The sequence below is a fragment of the Gardnerella sp. CCPDSM genome, assembly GCF_056754715.1.
In genome coordinates, this window is the sequence record NZ_JBQEQO010000005.1 from 34,954 (window position 1) to 51,042 (window position 16,089).

Annotated in this window: 12 protein-coding genes; 7 read left to right on the top strand and 5 right to left on the bottom strand. The window is 37.7% G+C overall.

The features are described 5' to 3' along the window. Positions 1-2 precede the first annotated feature (2 nt). From ACTJLE_RS04065 to ACTJLE_RS04080, 4 genes are all read left to right on the top strand, one after another. A complete protein-coding gene (locus tag ACTJLE_RS04065) occupies positions 3-1,964 on the top strand; it encodes a sensor histidine kinase (RefSeq protein WP_481267541.1) in 1,962 nt (653 codons plus the stop codon). Positions 1,965-2,216: 252 nt separating this feature from the next. After that, on the top strand, positions 2,217-2,606 hold the full coding sequence (locus ACTJLE_RS04070) for a cold-shock protein (protein WP_479691588.1): 390 nt from the start codon (positions 2,217-2,219) through the stop codon (positions 2,604-2,606). Positions 2,607-2,623: 17 nt separating this feature from the next. Further along, positions 2,624-3,886: a DUF3027 domain-containing protein gene (locus ACTJLE_RS04075; protein WP_481267542.1), complete on the top strand. Its 1,263-nt coding sequence runs from the start codon at positions 2,624-2,626 to the stop codon at positions 3,884-3,886. Positions 3,887-3,958: 72 nt separating this feature from the next. Continuing rightward, positions 3,959-6,556 carry an ATP-dependent Clp protease ATP-binding subunit gene (locus tag ACTJLE_RS04080; RefSeq protein WP_481267543.1) on the top strand — a complete coding sequence of 866 codons (2,598 nt, stop codon included), beginning with the start codon at positions 3,959-3,961 and terminating at the stop codon, positions 6,554-6,556. Positions 6,557-7,158: 602 nt separating this feature from the next. Here the strand turns inward: ACTJLE_RS04080 and ACTJLE_RS04085 are convergent. The 5 genes from ACTJLE_RS04085 to ACTJLE_RS04105 are packed head-to-tail and all read right to left on the bottom strand — an operon-like array spanning position 7,159 to position 12,851. After that, complete coding sequence (locus ACTJLE_RS04085; protein WP_481267544.1) at positions 7,159-7,863, bottom strand: hypothetical protein; 705 nt, start codon at positions 7,861-7,863, stop codon at positions 7,159-7,161. Between the two features lie 13 nt (positions 7,864-7,876). After that, complete coding sequence (locus ACTJLE_RS04090; RefSeq protein WP_481267545.1) at positions 7,877-10,489, bottom strand: DEAD/DEAH box helicase family protein; 2,613 nt, start codon at positions 10,487-10,489, stop codon at positions 7,877-7,879. A 3-nt stretch (positions 10,490-10,492) separates the two neighbouring features. Beyond that, a complete protein-coding gene (locus tag ACTJLE_RS04095) occupies positions 10,493-12,454 on the bottom strand; it encodes a DNA methyltransferase (RefSeq protein WP_481267546.1) in 1,962 nt (653 codons plus the stop codon). A gap of 4 nt (positions 12,455-12,458) precedes the next feature. Then, a complete protein-coding gene (locus ACTJLE_RS04100) occupies positions 12,459-12,593 on the bottom strand; it encodes a helix-turn-helix domain-containing protein (protein ID WP_481267621.1) in 135 nt (44 codons plus the stop codon). Between the two features lie 9 nt (positions 12,594-12,602). Further along, positions 12,603-12,851 carry a hypothetical protein gene (locus tag ACTJLE_RS04105; RefSeq protein ID WP_481267547.1) on the bottom strand — a complete coding sequence of 83 codons (249 nt, stop codon included), beginning with the start codon at positions 12,849-12,851 and terminating at the stop codon, positions 12,603-12,605. A gap of 204 nt (positions 12,852-13,055) precedes the next feature. Between ACTJLE_RS04105 and ACTJLE_RS04110 the strand changes: the two genes are divergently transcribed. From ACTJLE_RS04110 to ACTJLE_RS04120, 3 genes are all read left to right on the top strand, one after another. Further along, entirely contained in the window at positions 13,056-13,931 is an 876-nt protein-coding gene (locus ACTJLE_RS04110) for a DUF2971 domain-containing protein (protein WP_481267548.1), read from the top strand. 13 nt (positions 13,932-13,944) lie between these two features. Next, the gene (locus tag ACTJLE_RS04115; RefSeq protein ID WP_481267549.1) at positions 13,945-15,048 is read left to right on the top strand and encodes a hypothetical protein; all 1,104 of its coding nucleotides are present in this window, start codon (positions 13,945-13,947) and stop codon (positions 15,046-15,048) included. A gap of 192 nt (positions 15,049-15,240) precedes the next feature. Next, entirely contained in the window at positions 15,241-16,014 is a 774-nt protein-coding gene (locus ACTJLE_RS04120) for a helix-turn-helix domain-containing protein (RefSeq protein WP_481267550.1), read from the top strand. The last annotated feature ends 75 nt before the right edge of the window (positions 16,015-16,089 follow it).

A 16,089-nucleotide genomic window follows, 5' to 3' on the forward strand; every position in this document is an offset into this window, starting at 1 on the left:
TTATGCAACGCAATAATAATGGCAACAAGGATCATGAAGAATCGCATAATGAAGTAAAAGATATAAATTCTACTCAAAATGCGCAAGATTCTAATGTTGGCAAAAGTCTTGTTGTGTTCCAAGACTCTTCTGCTGCGAAAGAAACTAAGCCTAAAAAAACTTGTTGGTTGAAGCGTAAAGTAAACGCCATACCTTTAAGCACAAGGCTTGTAGCTTGCACGTTAGCAGTTTTAACTGTTGCTGCTTTTTGCATTTCTTTATCTATTCGACAGTTGGTAGGCAATTACCTTCTTGAAAAAACAGATATTCAGCTTGCAGATCAAGCGCAACTTATTTACGACAATATTGATGTGCTACGAGGCAAAGATGCTAATCAACCAACTGCAGGTCCAAACGACTACTTTATGCAGATTAGAGATATGCATAATAAAATTATTGCCACTCCGTTAGTGCCAAAAATTAAGGGCAATTTTGTTTCTATGCCAAAACTGCCACCAGATGGTTCTCTTACTAAAGTTGTTGTAACACACAAGCCATATACTGCTCCAGCAAGTATTAAAGGTGACACTGATAATGTTGATCAAATGACTAAGGATGCAGCAAAGGCACCTTGGAGAGTATTGGTACTAACTTGGGGTCAACGTAGCAACTACGATTCCGACATGAATGTGAAGGGTTACGTATATATTGCACTATCTTTAAGCGATCAACTTGACACAGTAAATACGCTTACTCGATATTGCATTATGGTAAGTATTGCCGTTATTTTATTCGGAGCTGTTTTTGCTGCTATTATTATTCAATCAACTTTAGTTCCACTTAAGCGTATTGAAAAAACTGCTTCAAAAATTGCATCTGGTGATTTGAGTAGGCGAGTACCTTCTGCTCCTGAAAATACGGAAGTAGGATCTTTAGCAGCTTCATTGAATTCTATGCTTGCTCGAATCGAACGAGGCTTCAACGAGCAGGAAGCAATGACAGAAAAAATGAAGCGATTCGTTTCAGACGCAAGTCACGAATTGCGTACGCCGCTTGCTGCTATTCATGGTTACGCAGAGCTGTACACCATGTGGAGAAATATGCCAGGCGAGCAGGAGCGTGCAGACGATTCTATTGCTCATATTAAAGCTTCTAGTGAGCGAATGACTGAATTAGTAGAAGACTTACTTTCTTTGGCTCGTTTTGACGAAGGACGTGGAATTAACACTTCTCAGCAAGTGAGTTTGTCGCCAATTATTTCCGACGCAGCTAATGATTTGCACGCTTTGGATCCTGCGCGATCTGTTCAGCAAGGTTATCTTACGCTTTCGGATGAGTGGAAGCTTATGAATTGCACTAATTGCAATTTCGAGCGTAAATTAATATTCAAAAGCGGAAAACTACCTGACGTTTCTTTGCTTGGAGATGGAGCAAGATTGCGTCAAGTCATGACAAATATTGTTGGAAATATTCACCGATACACTCCAACTGATTCTCCTGTAGAAATTGCTATGGGCATTATGAAAGCCTCAATCACTCCAGATAAGCTTTCACATTTACCTTCAGTTAGCCAATCATTGAAAGAATTTTTGGAAGCAGCTGAAGTAAGCCAATCAACTAATGCAGGCAATAAATACGTTGTGATTCGTGTTGTTGATCACGGTCCTGGAGTTCCTGAAGAATCTCTTTCTCGTATTTTTGAAAGGTTCTACATTGCAGATCCTTCGAGAGCTAGAGAAAAGGGCGGAACAGGCTTAGGTATGGCTATTGCGCAATCTGTAGTAAAAGCTCACCATGGTTTTATTTGCGCAACAATTTCAAACCCAACAACAATAGTTGACAATTCCAAAACTAATCTTGACGATACTATGGATGGTTCCGACTCAATAGATGTTAAACCTCATGGCTTAACTCTTACGGTTGTGCTTCCAATTAGAGAAATTGATGATTCATATCAATCAACTAAAATCAGCGAGTCAAATTAGAAGTAAGTAAGCAAATAAGTAAGCAAATAAGTAAGCAAATAAGTAAGCAAGTAGATAAGTAAGTAATTTCATACGCAACATATACTTGTATGCATAAATTCGTTTACCCCGCGTGTATGCGGTACAATATAAAAAGCATACATGTAATAGTAATATTGGTACACTAGTATAGCTGTTTCGCATATGAACATAAGCTCTTAAATTTGAGCGGTTCAGCATGCGACTATTAGTGATTAATGAGTGAGGTGTAATATGCCCAATGGGCGCGTGCGTTGGTACGATACTCAGAAGGGGTACGGCTTTATTGCCGGAGATGACGGTAAGGACGTTTTCTTGCCTGCAGCAGCGTTGCCTGCAACTGTAAAAACTTTGCACAAAGGCACACGTGTTGAGTTTTCAGTAATTGAAGGACGCAAAGGTCCTCAAGCTATGGGTCTTAATGTGCTTGCAACAGCTCCATCGCTTGTAAAAGCGACACGTCCAAAAGCAGAAGATATGGCTGCAATTGTGGAAGATCTTATTAAGCTGCTTGATTCTGCAGGTAACGGTTTACGACGTCGTCATTATCCTTCGACTGCTGAAAGCAAGAAGCTTGCTAATTTATTGCGTGCAGTTGCAGACAATTTTGACGTTCAGGAATAGTTTCGGGAATATTATTTATGACTGATGAAGTGATGGATCCACAAGAGCTAGCTCGTAGTGTAGCTGTGGAAACTTCAGAGCGCACAGATGCTGTAGGCGATTTTGTGACCTCAATTGAGCTTGAAGACGGAGTTACAGATTTTCGCTTTAAGTGCAATTTAGTTGGTTATGAAGGCTGGCAGTGGTCTGTAACGCTATACCATGACACAGAATTGCAACGTTGGACCGTAAACGAGTCAACGCTTATTCCAACGGATGATTCTCTGCTCCCTCCACCTTGGATTCCGTGGAAGGATCGCTTAAAGCCAAGCGATCTTTCAGTTATGGATTCAATTGGAACGGATGAGAATGATGCTCGTCTTGAAGATGGTTTCCGTCCAGTTCATCATATTTCTGAAGAAAATTCCGAAGAAAAAACTAGCGAAAATACCGAAGAAAATACCGAAGAAAATTCTAAGGAAAAAACTAAAGAGTCTGCAGAAACTCAAGAATCTCAAGAAACTCAAGAATCGGAAGAAACTCAAGAATCGGAAGAATCTAATTCTGAAAATGATTTTGATGAGGATCTTGAAGAAGCTGTTTCGTCATTTCGATTGTCTCGCAGACGCGTAATGACCGCAGAAGCGCTTTCGCAAACAGCCAAACGTTGGTATTCAGGGCAGCATGGTCCAAAGTCATTATCAACAAAAATTGCAGACGGTAAAGCATGCTCATCTTGCGGATTCTTAATTCCGTTAGCAGGAAGCTTAGGCTCAATGTTTGGCGTATGCGCGAATATGTGGAGCCCGGATGACGGCAGAGTTGTTTCGCTTGATCACGCATGCGGAGAACATTCCGATATTGATCCGCCAGAACCATCGCAACTTTGGGTACAATCTGCTCCAGCTTATGACGACTATCATATTGATATTATTCAGCAAGCTCCGCGTGAAGAACGAGCAGATGTTGAGCTTATTGAAGAAGCTATTGAAGATAGTAAAACGCATCGTCGTAAGCGTCGCAAATTAGAAGATTCTAGCGATAGCAGCAAAGAAGATCTTCAGTCTAAAGCTGATATAAATGACGAAAACGATACAAGCAATATTGAAGAATCAGATAAATCAGATAGCTTAGATAGCTTAGATAGCACAGATAATTTATATGATTTAAACAAAGCTGTCGAAAGTAAGGAAGTTAACGCTTCGGTAGAGGAGTCGAATCAAGAAGACGCAACTACTAAAACTGTAGGTTCTACGACAATGCACTTGTACAAAAGAAAGTCTCGCAGACAGCACAAATAATTAATACTTACGTAATCTTCGCGTCATGGCAACTAGTTACCATGGTATGAAAGAAAAGAACGGAAGGAACTTATGTTTGAACGGTTCACTGATCGCGCACGACGCGTGATTGTGTTAGCTCAAGAAGAAGCTCGCGCTCTTCAGCATAATTACATTGGTACTGAGCATATTCTGCTCGGGCTTATTCGCGAAGGTGAAGGCGTAGCTGCAAAAGCATTGAGCTTAAAGGGTGTTGATTTGGACGGTACCCGTAAGCAAATTGAAGAAATGATTGGAAAGGGTGCTGTTTCCCCAGAAGGTCACATTCCTTTTACTCCACACGCAAAGCAAGTGTTGGAACTAAGCTTACGAGAAGCATTGCAACTTGGTCATAGTTATATTGGCACTGAGCATATTCTGCTCGGGCTTATTCGCGAAGGCGAAGGCATTGGCACGCAAGTTCTTATTAAGATGGAAGTTGATCTTGGAGACTTGCGAAGCACAGTTGTTGACCTTATTCGTGGAGACAATTCTTCGAATAATAAAAACGAAAAAGGTGAGCTAGCTAATGCTGGTAGTGTGCAAGACAAACGCAACCAGTCCGGTTCAGCATTACTTGACCAGTTTGGACGCAACCTAACGTTTGAAGCTCAAGAAGGCAAGCTTGATCCTGTTATCGGCCGTTCTGAAGAAATTGAACGCGTTATGGTTGTGCTTAGCCGACGCACAAAGAATAATCCTGTGCTTATTGGAGATCCTGGCGTTGGTAAAACTGCTGTTGTAGAAGGCCTAGCTCAAAAGATTGTTGAAGGCGATGTGCCAGAAACGTTAAAAGATAAGCAAATTTATTCGCTTGACTTAGGCTCAATGATTGCAGGTTCTAGGTATCGCGGTGACTTTGAAGAGCGTTTGAAAAAAGTTCTTAAAGAAATTAAAACGCGCGGCGATATTGTACTTTTTATTGACGAGATTCATACGATTGTTGGAGCAGGATCTGCCGATGGTGCTCTTGGTGCATCCGACATGCTAAAGCCAATGCTTGCTCGTGGAGAGCTACAGACCATTGGTGCTACTACAACAGATGAATATCGTAAGTATATTGAAAAAGATGCTGCTTTGGAGCGTCGTTTCCAGCCAATTCAGGTTCCAGAACCTACTATTGCTGAAACGATTGAGATTCTTAAAGGCTTGCGTTCTCGCTACGAAAATCATCATCACGTGACTATTACGGATGGAGCTTTGCAATCTTCTGCTGAGCTTTCGGATCGTTATATTCAGGATCGACACCTTCCAGATAAGGCTATTGATCTTATTGATGAAGCTGGAGCGCGCTTAAGAATTAAGCGCTTGACGCAACCACCTGAGTTAAAAGAGCTGAATCATAAGATTTCCAAGCTTTCCGAAAAGAAGAACGAAGCTATTAAGCAGCAGGATTTTGAAGAAGCTGCTAATCTTCGCGACGATCAAGAAAAGCTTGAAAATGAGGCAGCTGAAAAAGAAAAAGCTTGGCGTGAAGGCGAGTCTAAAGTCAAAATGGTTGTTGACGAAGACATGATTGCTTCCGTTGTTTCAAGCACTACTGGCATTCCTGTTGTAAAGCTTACGCAAGCTGAATCGCAGAAGCTGCTTAAAATGGAAACAGAATTGCATAAGCGAATTGTTGGCCAGGATGAAGCAGTATCCGCGTTGGCTCGCTCTATTCGTCGCGCACGCGTTGGATTGAAAGATCCTAAGCGTCCTTGCGGATCGTTTATTTTCGCAGGACCTACAGGAGTTGGTAAAACGGAGCTTGCGAAAGCACTTGCTAACTTCTTGTTTGACGATGACGATGCTCTTATTCGCGTAGATATGTCGGAATTCGCTGAAAAGTATGCTGCATCTAGGCTTTTCGGCGCACCTCCAGGATACGTTGGTTACGAAGAAGGCGGCGAGCTTACAGAAAAGGTTCGCAGGAAGCCATTCTCCGTAGTGCTTTTCGATGAGATTGAAAAGGCGCATCCAGACATTTTCAACACTCTTTTGCAAGTGCTTGACGATGGCCACTTAACTGACGGACAGGGTCGTAAGGTTGATTTCAAGAACACTATTATTATCTTAACGACCAATCTCGGCACCCGCGATATTGCTAAGGCTGCAACTACTGGCTTTACGCTTGGAAGCGGCTCTGATTCTACGTATCAGCTTATGAAGGATCAGGTTAATTCGGAGCTTAAGCGTCATTTCCGTCCTGAGTTCTTGAACCGATTGGATGACACGATTGTGTTCCGTCAGCTTACTGAGCCAGAAGTGCGTCAAATTGTTGACATGGACATAAAGATGCTGAATGATCGTCTTTTCGACCATCATATGTCATTGGAGCTTACTGATTCTGCTAAGAATTTGCTTGCTCAAAAGGGATTTGATCCTTTGCTCGGTGCGCGTCCTTTGCGTCGCGTAATTCAGCGCGATATTGAGGATATTATTTCCGAGAAGATTTTGCTTGGAGATATTTCCGACGGTCAGCATATTGAGGTTGATTCTGAAGGCGAAGGATTGCTGGGGGAGTTTACTTTTAAGAGTAAAAAATTCCAGGCGTTAGATTCTAAAGGTACTACTGAAGATAAGCCTGAAGATACTGCTGAAAGTAAGGCTGAAGGTAAGTCTGAAACTGATGCAGATGCTTCCGCAACTAATTCTGCAGATAAAGCCTAGTCTTCTGAAAATGCTGACGAAGCTTAAAGCGAAATAAAAATAATCTAAAATAACAAAAATCCCGGCGTGTAAATCTCGTCGGGATTTTTGCGTTTATGCGTTTCTATATTTTATAAATTTGTTTATATAGTTTATTTATATAGTTTTTTTTTACTTAGTAGTTGTGTCAGATGCCATGCACATTACATTGGCAATTAAGCTCAAAATTTACATATCTCATAATCAAGCTTATGCACTTAAAAATCGAAAAACAACAGTTTCTACGCAATTGTGGATAAAAGGTGTTAGGAGATTCCGTAATTCAGATGTTCATTGTTTCGGAAAAGTAAATATGCTAGAGGGTCACACAAAACTGGTGACACTCTGCTAACAGCAATCAACACTTCCTATAGTGAAGTGAGCTTGTCGCATATAAAGAATTATAGGCAAGTTATAGTCTAGTTTCTTAACTCTTGGATGCAATGAAACTTTTCCTTTTATACTCTGAAACTTTTTCTTCTGAACTCTGAAACTATTGCTTTCTGTGTTATATGTTTCGCAAGCATCACACTACTTGAGCCTTTTGTTAACATGTTAAAAATTGCAGTGGGATTATCTTTTATTCACATGTTCGGATTAAATTTGAAACCTTTATAGCTGCTCTTGGAAAGATTGAAAGTGTTTCCATGTTGCCTACGTGCAACTAACTCAGTTATTTTATCTATGTCAGTTAATTTCATTCCAAGATGCAAACATTCCTGTTTGATTTGTTCAGTAGTAACCGCCTCCCATCGTGCAGGACATTCCATAAGGTCGGATTTCAGTTGTTCAACTTCGTTCCATTTCATACCTTGAGAATATCCATCAGCCATACCAGCGAGATACGATAAGATGTCACTAATTCCATTAGGTAATTTATCAAGTTCAAAATCATCGGTAGCTGTTGGTTCAACTATTTTGTTAGGTAGAAGAATGATAGGTTTAGTTATTGTCATCCAATCTTTATCTTCACCCCATTCAATTACTGCTAAGGCGTCTAACTGAGAGTGCCATAAATTACTTAGTCTTTCACGATTTGGCCAAGCATATAATACGCGACCAGTAAGGTATTGGCCGTCATTTTCTCGCCACGAGTAGTGCTTAACACCTTTAATCTGAATTAACTGTTTTATGGCATTATTTTCAAAATACTTTCTAGGTGTTATTACAGTAATATCGCCACCAGATTGTTTGCATAGCCAAGTGATTGCTCTCTCAGCTTGTTTTTCTCTCGTATCGTCTTCATCGCCTAGGCGAGAAAGAGCAACTGGATAAGTATTTTCTATCACTACTATTACCTCACTATAATTTTGATACTAAATCGTTTAGTGCTTTGTCTAATTCAGACATTCTGTTTTCTTGATTAAAGAATGGAAGACCTATAATCTTGTATCCTCTTCCTAGAATATCGTTAATCTTGTAATTGTTCTCAATCTGCCCTAAGAATTTTTCTTTCCACTCATCTTCAAATAAAAGTTGACTACCTTTAGGCTCAACATATGCTTGATATGTTTTAACATCCGCATGCTCTTTCTCACGAATAAAGAGCAAGAAATCAGGCTCAAAACGTTCTCCTGAATCAAACGAATAAATGGCAAGCTCAGGGATTCTCTCATTCCTAATAAGATAGTATTCAAGTCCTTTTGCTTTAAGCTTCGGCTCAATAGTTGACTTAAAATATTTTACGAACAGTTTTTCTTCGCTCGTACCATAATTGTCCGTAAAAACGTACCACGGTTCATCAACAAGATTCATGCGATAATCAGCGTTAGCGCAGTTGTTTTGCGAGTCACCATGACCACCGTCTGCAGTAATTGAATTAAGCGATATCTTTTTGTCATGTAAAACATTTTTAAGCATGTGCGGCTTAAACACAGTACTTCCAACAAACTCTTGTTTAATAGTCGCAATATATGATGCGATTTGCGAAAAAGCTTTCTTACAAGCTTCAAATAAATCTTTACCGCTTATACTATCTTGAGTTTGCGTAATCTCTAAAATAGAGTTTCCAAGATAATTATCCGAGGTTAAAAACTCTTTTAATGAAGTAACATTAGGATATTTATCTTTTATAGCATTAAAACAGAGTTCTGGGTAGCAGGATGCTGCGCCAGATAAAATATTATAATCAATATCCTTAAAAGATTTTGATGCTGGTTTTGCAGTTAAATTATTAACGTTCTCAGTTTCACCAAAAAGGTTTACTACTTTTCCAGATACAGATTTTTGCGAATAGCGGTATATTTTTGTTTTCAAACTATCTTCAATAGTTGAAATATTCGCACGACCTCGAGGCAAGCGTTCATTCGAATACACGTAAGCTTTTTTATAAAATGAAGAATCTTTAAAATCATCCTTCAAATGATATTCAAGAACGATTGGATTTTCTGCTTGCAAACCAGTAGCAACAAGCGCCTGTTTTAACTCGGTAATATAACGTGAATCGTTCAGACTATGGAAAAGCATTGTTTCCAGAATACGATAATCGTTCGTAAGGTCACCATCAAACTTACGCTTATATTTAAGGTCTTTGTCGCCATTAAAAACGAATGGACAGTAGCGTGCTCCACGACCAATCAGTTGAGCCTCTTTAATCGTATAGGAGCCAATCTGACCTGCTTTACCACTGCCTTGTCTACTATCATACAAGCGCACAATATCGAAAAGATTCAGAACATCCCAGCCTTCGTTGAGCATGTCAACAGCAAAAATAAGGCGGATGTGATTATCCTTGTCTTCCAACGAGTTTACTCTTATTTGATTCACATCATTGTTATCACTGCCACCATTCATAATAATGGTGTTTTCCTCAGCAAAAGAGTTCTTAAGACTATGCTCTAAGTTTTCTAGAGTGTCGTCTTTTTCCTCAAAATAAGCTATAGCTTTTGAAAGAAGCGGAATATTAGCACTCTGTAAAGCCATGATTTCATAGCTCGTGAGCTGATTTAGCTTTTTGAAAAACTCGTCATGGAAAGCCTCAGACTCTTTAATCTTTTGCGACTTAAGCATAATAACTGGTTTAATATTCAGTTTTAAGTCCGCAAAAAGATAACGACGATATTCACTCAAGATAAGAGCTATAAGCGTACGATCCCAGAGATTCATATCAGTCGCAAAATTCTGGAAGTCTTTAGTGTAGGCACTTTCTCGGAATCGTTCTAGAGGATAATTGTATACGATTTTATCAGCATATTTTGCAAGCACGTTTTTATCTTTAAGATCAGCCGTAGCTGTAAATTCCAGTAGTATATTGTCTTTATTAGAAGTAAAAGCATTATTAACTGTATATTCCCAGCTTTTCTCAGCATCTTCTTCACTACTAGTCTTTTTCTTCGTATAAGAATTAATATGATGGCTTTCGTCCGAAATAAAAACGATTTTATCATTCTCAAAATCAGTATATGTTGGCGCGTTTTCTTTAGCAAACCACATGTCCGTATGTAACTTTTGAGTAGTAGTGAACAGTAGTTCAATATCATCATCTAGAACCGTATCGCTAAACCGGTCTACTTTTTTCACTTTAATCTTCATACCAAGATAGGAAAGATTATCAGCAAAAAGATACTTAGACGAAAGCGCGTTCAAAAAGTTTTCTTCCGTCTTTTTCAAGATATTCGTTTGGTTCACAAAGAAGAGGAACTTACGATAACCTTTTGTGTAAAGATAGAGGATAAGCCCTGCCATCATCACCGTTTTACCGGATCCTGTTGCCATGTGAAAAAGAGTATGAATCTGCTTATTCTTACGCAAACCATCTTTTTCAAAGTAAGTGACGAAATATTGGAAAGCCTCTTTTTGATACTCTCGCAAAACAATATTTTGAGATAAACTATGCTCAATAATATCGGGCATAGGCGAAAGCTCATTAATCTCTTTAAGCGTATCAAGTTTTTCATATAAAAATGATTCAGCCATGGATCATGCCTCCTCGTAGAAAGACTTCGTAAAAGCTTTATCCGCATCACTGATTTCGTATGCTGCATCATCCATATCTGAAGCATTAACGTATAGCTTGTTTTTATCTATAAGCTTTGTGAGTGCTTGTTTCTTTTCTTCTAATGTTAGATTCTCAAAGTCTTTATCCGCATCAGCGAGTTCCTGCTTGGTAAGATAAGGCACAATACGCTCATCTGCGTAAATGGAAGCCTTCACGCTTTCAATAGTATTTTCAGTCGCATTTTGAATAGTGGTAATAAGCGTGTTCGCGTCTTCTTTAAGCTCGCAATAAACGAAAGAGCCACCACCATGCCAGTTTTGAGCTTTAGAAATACCGCCTTGTTCGCCTTCAAGAACTTTCTTCAAACGTTCAACAGTTATATCTTGAATGTAATCCATTTGTTCAACACCAATGTACCGTCGTCCCATTTTATGAGCAACGGCGGCAGTAGTGCCAGAGCCGAGATGAAAGTCAAGGACGAGGTCAGAAGGATTGGTGGATATATCAAGTATTTTTGAGATTAATCCTTCCGGCTTTGGATTGCTAAAAGCATTATATCCTAGTAGACTCTGAAGCTCTTTTGTTCCTTTAGAATTTTGATAAATTGTCTCGTCGAAGTAAGCTTTCTCAACTTGATAAATTGTTTGGTCGTTATTTTTATCAAAATATATTTTTCTTTGCAGTCTCTCGCCATCAAAGTATAAGTATTTTTCGCTATCAGCTTCAAATTTTTCTTTGCTCCACATCCATCTTCCATCCTCTTCCTTAACTTTGTTAGGAAGAATAGTTTTTACTGTGCTATCATCTTTTACTAAAGATAGGTTGTTATTAGCGTCAACGTATATTGGGTAATATAGTTTAGGTCTTGCTTTTTTTGTAGAGTCAGAACCAGTAGCTTGGAAAGAACCCAAGCTATATTTTCCGTATTCATCTTGATAAGGATATTCCTTTTCTCCTATTACCAGTTTGTTGAAATGTGTTTTTAATTTATTAAGAGTGTAAATTAGTATGAAATCGTATGGTTTCCTTAATACGTAGTCTGCTCTATTTGCAGCCGCGCCAGCACCTGTTTTTCTCGGTGCAGAAGCTATAAAATTATCTCTACCAAAGATTCCGTCCATAAGAACTTTTAAGTATGCTTGTTCGTTATCGTCACAGTGAACAAAAATAGAACCATCTTCACGAAGTAACTTTTTAGCCAACTCAAGCCTATTTTTCATAAAGGTTAGCCATGTGGAATGGTTGAACGAGTCATTGTAATTAAAGCTGTCATTGCCCGTGTTATAAGGTGGATCAATATATATGCACTTTACTTTACCTTCGTAGCGTTTAAGCAAACTTGCTAAGGCAATAAGGTTATTTCCTTTGATGATTAAATTATCATCGTCTTTAAGCGTTATGCCGGTTTCTTCTTCAACATGAATAGTATTAGGATCTAGTTCTCCAGTTAAATCTTTCTCACCAACGGCGGTGTAACGTTTTGCATTCGTGAAGACTTTGGGTGCAAGCATGCGCGAAATCTCATCACTTGCTATCGTTTCGTTATAGAAAATCTCACTGCGTTTTTGATCATCTTTATCTTGACCGCCTTCCAATACGCAATCCTTGTAAGGGAAGTCGAGCACAACATCGTTTGTTTGCGAGATGAAACTGCCGTTATGAGTAAGCCCAATTTTGTTTGTGTAAGCCGTGTAAGAGTCAGGCAAGAATTCCTTTGATTCCATGAACCAAGAGAACTTTTGCTTATCAAAAACGAGCGTGCTTTGAACGTTTTTGAAAAAGGTTTCTTTTACGCGTTCGTTTGAAAGGAGAAGGGTGAGCAAATCATCGCTCATTGCCATAACATCACTGTACACAACAGCTTTAAGAAGCTTACCATCTTCGGCTTTGTATTTATCGTTTGTAAGTAGTAAGTCTGCTACCGTGTCAAAAATGTTTTTCATCACTTCACCTCTTCGTTTTTACCTGTTTTACTTCGCAAATGTCTTTGATGTCGCATTCCAAGTATTGACAGATGCGTAGTAGTGTCTCTGTATTCACGTTCTCACCTTTGCTAATTCTAGCTATGGAAGCTGATGATATTCCAGCATCTTAATCATATAAGCAAAACACTATGCGAACGGTTAGCAATGCTAAAGAATGATGTTCTTCTTCACTATCCGGATCTGCATACTGTTTCTCTAGCTCATTGTGCAAATTAGCTACTAACACATCTGGAACATCCAAAACGTTTTGCACAAGGTCAAGCCAAAACTTCTGCGTTTCCTGCTTTTCGTCGCCGCGACCTTGCCAGCGCTCAATAAACTCTACTGCCTTCTTATGCTGATCTGCAATATTCATGCGTCTATTATCTACTGAACCACGGATTAGCTATGTGCTTATTGTTTACTTTGACAGTCAAATACCGTATGTCTTGCTAGAATTGAAGTGATTGAAAATGTTGAAATATATCTAAAATGGACTCTGCTTGATAATAAATTAAATGATAAAAAAAGAGATTTTGCTGTGCTAAAAGAAATATAGGGGAGGATAAGGAAGTTTATTATGCAAATAGTTGAAGGAATACCAGAATATTTATACCATTACACTAGTTTGAAATCGGCAAAGCTAATTTTAATGAATAAAACTTTGAGACTAACTTCACTTGAATGTATGGATGATAAAACTGAAGCAATTACCGGTGAAGGTCGCAATTTGGGGAAATTTATTTTTTCAAGCTGCTGGAGTGAGAATAGAGAAAGCATACCACAATGGTCTATGTATGGAGATTCTAGCAGAGGCGTTTGCATAAAATTAAGAAGTTTTCCTTTTAAAAATAATTATGATGATTACGTTGAGCATTGCATTAATAAAGAAGATCAACCATCGGAAAAGTCAACGGATGAAACTTTTATAGTACCTGCGCAATATTGTTTTGGATGTAGATTTAAGCTAATGCCGCAATTTATTATAAGTGACAAAGATAGAGACATTCTTACCCAGCGCTTAAATGCAAAAGTAACATATACAGACGATGAATCACTTATCTATCCTAGATATTTGAGACAGGATGGTGAATTTTTTTGTTTTGACGCGAATGTGTTAGGGAAATATAAAAGTACTGAGTGGGAGTTCCAAAAAGAATGGAGATATTCAGTAATGTATATTCCATTTGATCAAATAAAATTTCTTAGGGATAAGAAATATAGTGCTAATGTTGGTCAAGAAATTGTTAATGATTTATTATCAAATAATCAACCCATCGTTCATTATGTAGACTTTAACATTGATGGTAAATATTTTGACGACATGGAATTGATATGCGGCCCAATGATGGAAGAATTTGATTATCAAGAATTAGTGTATTTTGCAAAAGGCATTAATCCCAATATACGTGTTGTTAGAAGTAGATTGTATAACAAATGGAAAAGTAAAATCTGAATCGAAGTGACTTATGTTTATTGACCTTGTATTTATGCTAAAAAATAAGGATAGCGAAAATGATATTGATTCATTTAAGGAAAATTTCGCAGACCTGATTTCTTTTAAAGAAAAAACATTATGCTTACACAACTATAATCAAGAATTTAATTATAATATTCAGAAAATAGACGAAGTAATTAGACTAAAAATTTTAACTATTAATAAGAAAACTACAAGAAAAGAAGCAATTTCAATCGAGTCTTTGAAGCGCGCTTTTATAAAAAATGATCTAAGATGCAAATATAACGTTGTTGTCATTTTTGATGGAGCTTCAGAATATTACTGCAATAATCTGTCTAAGTATATATTCACATTTGAAAGAAAATTAAGGCAATTTGTATATCTTACTGTGTTAAGCGCATATGGTACAGAATGGATTAAAAAAACTTTAGTTGACGAAGAAATTAAGAATGATATTGCAGAGAATATAAGGAATAAAAATCGTTATATTGAGATTGCTTTAGATTGTTTTACTTTTCAAAATTATATTGATTATTTATTTAAGGAACAATCTATTGAAGATGCAAATGAGGTAATTGAAGATGCAAAATTAGCTTTGAAAAAGCGGGAAACCTCAAATAATATTATTAATATATTAAATAAGGGTGAAAAGATAGCATTATGGGAAAGACTTTTTAGTAAAAGGAATATAGATTTAACTAGAAATAGTCTTGATGAAATTAGAAAAATAAGAAACAAAGTAGTGCACAACAAAGAAATTTCTGATACTGAATTTTGCAAATATAGAAATCTACTTAAGCAATATATAAAGAAGTTAGATATTGCCATTGCTGATTTTGAGAACAGAAAACATTTGAGAGATACAGATTCAGAAAATGTTTTATCTTCATTTACTAGAATCATTCAAACAAGTGGAATCAATGAGTATATTACTAAAGCTGTTTCGCCCGCTTTGAGTGAAATTTCAAAATCATTGCGTGAAACAATTGTGAAAAATTTTCCAGAATCAATTAAACCATTGGAAAATATTGGGCCGACTCTAAATCGTATAATTCATTTTGATAATGAATCACTAAATAATGTGATAAACCAAAGAACAAGAAAAGATTTATAGATAAGATTATGAAGCATAAAATGATAAACTTTTTCTTAAAACCAGAATCATAGGATTATAAGCCAAAAGCGTGTAAGCGAATATGATAGATATTTTTTTTGAAATAAAACTAGCCTGGCACCCTTTAATAATAACTAATACCCACGTATCAAAACTATTTCCTTAACGCAACAATTTTGATACACTTGCGTTATGTCTATTTTTGTGAATGATACTCTTCTTACGCGTGAGGAAGCTGCAGCAAAGCTAGCAGTTAGCACTCAGAGAGTTAGCGCATTGTGCTCGAATCATTTACTAACAACATACGCATTTGGAAGTAGGAAGATCTTAATTTCACTAGATTCTGTAAATCGTTACAAACAACAAAACTCTAAAAGCGGTAGAGCATACGCTCCGTCATTAGCTTTTGCAGCATTATTTATGCTTAGTGGTTGTGAAGTTTCATGGATCAATAGGCAGCAGAAGTATCGTATAGAAACATATTTGCGTTCGATTACTCCGCAAGAGCTAGTTAATCGATCTAAAAATCGTGCGAAAACAATGGAATATTGGTGCAGAAAATCGCGTTTAGCAGAGCTTTCAAAGCACTTAATACTTTCTGCTGCAACCGGAAATATGCATACACAGTTCCAACTTACGCAAACTGACGAAATAGAAGGATACGTAAGTAGCAACAATTTAGTGGATTTAATAAATAAGTTTCATCTTAAAAAGAGCGAAGACGGCGCGGATAGTTCAATAATTAATGTTAGACTCCGCGTTATCGAAGATTCTGAGGTTTTCGATTTTATTCGCCAAAATGTGTCTTCAAACATTACTGAAGGCACACAAGAATCATCGGCAAAATCCTTTATGCCAATTGCAGTGTGCGCTGCAGATTTGGCTGAGTCTCTTAACGTTCGCGAGCGCCAAGCAGGATTAAACGAGCTCTCGGAACTGATTACTGAATACAATCTCACAAAATAAAGTCTTATATGTAAAGTGTGTAAAGCCAATCTGGCGAATATTCGTGGGCATAAGCCAAGTTCTTCAACACTGTTA

Excerpts from the sequence above, each read along its gene's own strand:
- ACTJLE_RS04080 (WP_481267543.1), top strand. The coding sequence starts at position 3,959 with ATGTTTGAACGGTTCACTGATCGCGCACGACGCGTGATTGTGTTAGCT.
- ACTJLE_RS04070 (WP_479691588.1), top strand. The coding sequence starts at position 2,217 with ATGCCCAATGGGCGCGTGCGTTGGTACGATACTCAGAAGGGGTACGGC.
- ACTJLE_RS04115 (WP_481267549.1), top strand. The coding sequence starts at position 13,945 with ATGTTTATTGACCTTGTATTTATGCTAAAAAATAAGGATAGCGAAAAT.
- ACTJLE_RS04065 (WP_481267541.1), top strand. The coding sequence starts at position 3 with ATGCAACGCAATAATAATGGCAACAAGGATCATGAAGAATCGCATAAT.
- ACTJLE_RS04105 (WP_481267547.1), bottom strand. The coding sequence starts at position 12,851 with ATGAATATTGCAGATCAGCATAAGAAGGCAGTAGAGTTTATTGAGCGC.
- ACTJLE_RS04095 (WP_481267546.1), bottom strand. The coding sequence starts at position 12,454 with ATGAAAAACATTTTTGACACGGTAGCAGACTTACTACTTACAAACGAT.
- ACTJLE_RS04075 (WP_481267542.1), top strand. The coding sequence starts at position 2,624 with ATGACTGATGAAGTGATGGATCCACAAGAGCTAGCTCGTAGTGTAGCT.
- ACTJLE_RS04090 (WP_481267545.1), bottom strand. The coding sequence starts at position 10,489 with ATGGCTGAATCATTTTTATATGAAAAACTTGATACGCTTAAAGAGATT.
- ACTJLE_RS04120 (WP_481267550.1), top strand. The coding sequence starts at position 15,241 with ATGTCTATTTTTGTGAATGATACTCTTCTTACGCGTGAGGAAGCTGCA.
- ACTJLE_RS04110 (WP_481267548.1), top strand. The coding sequence starts at position 13,056 with ATGCAAATAGTTGAAGGAATACCAGAATATTTATACCATTACACTAGT.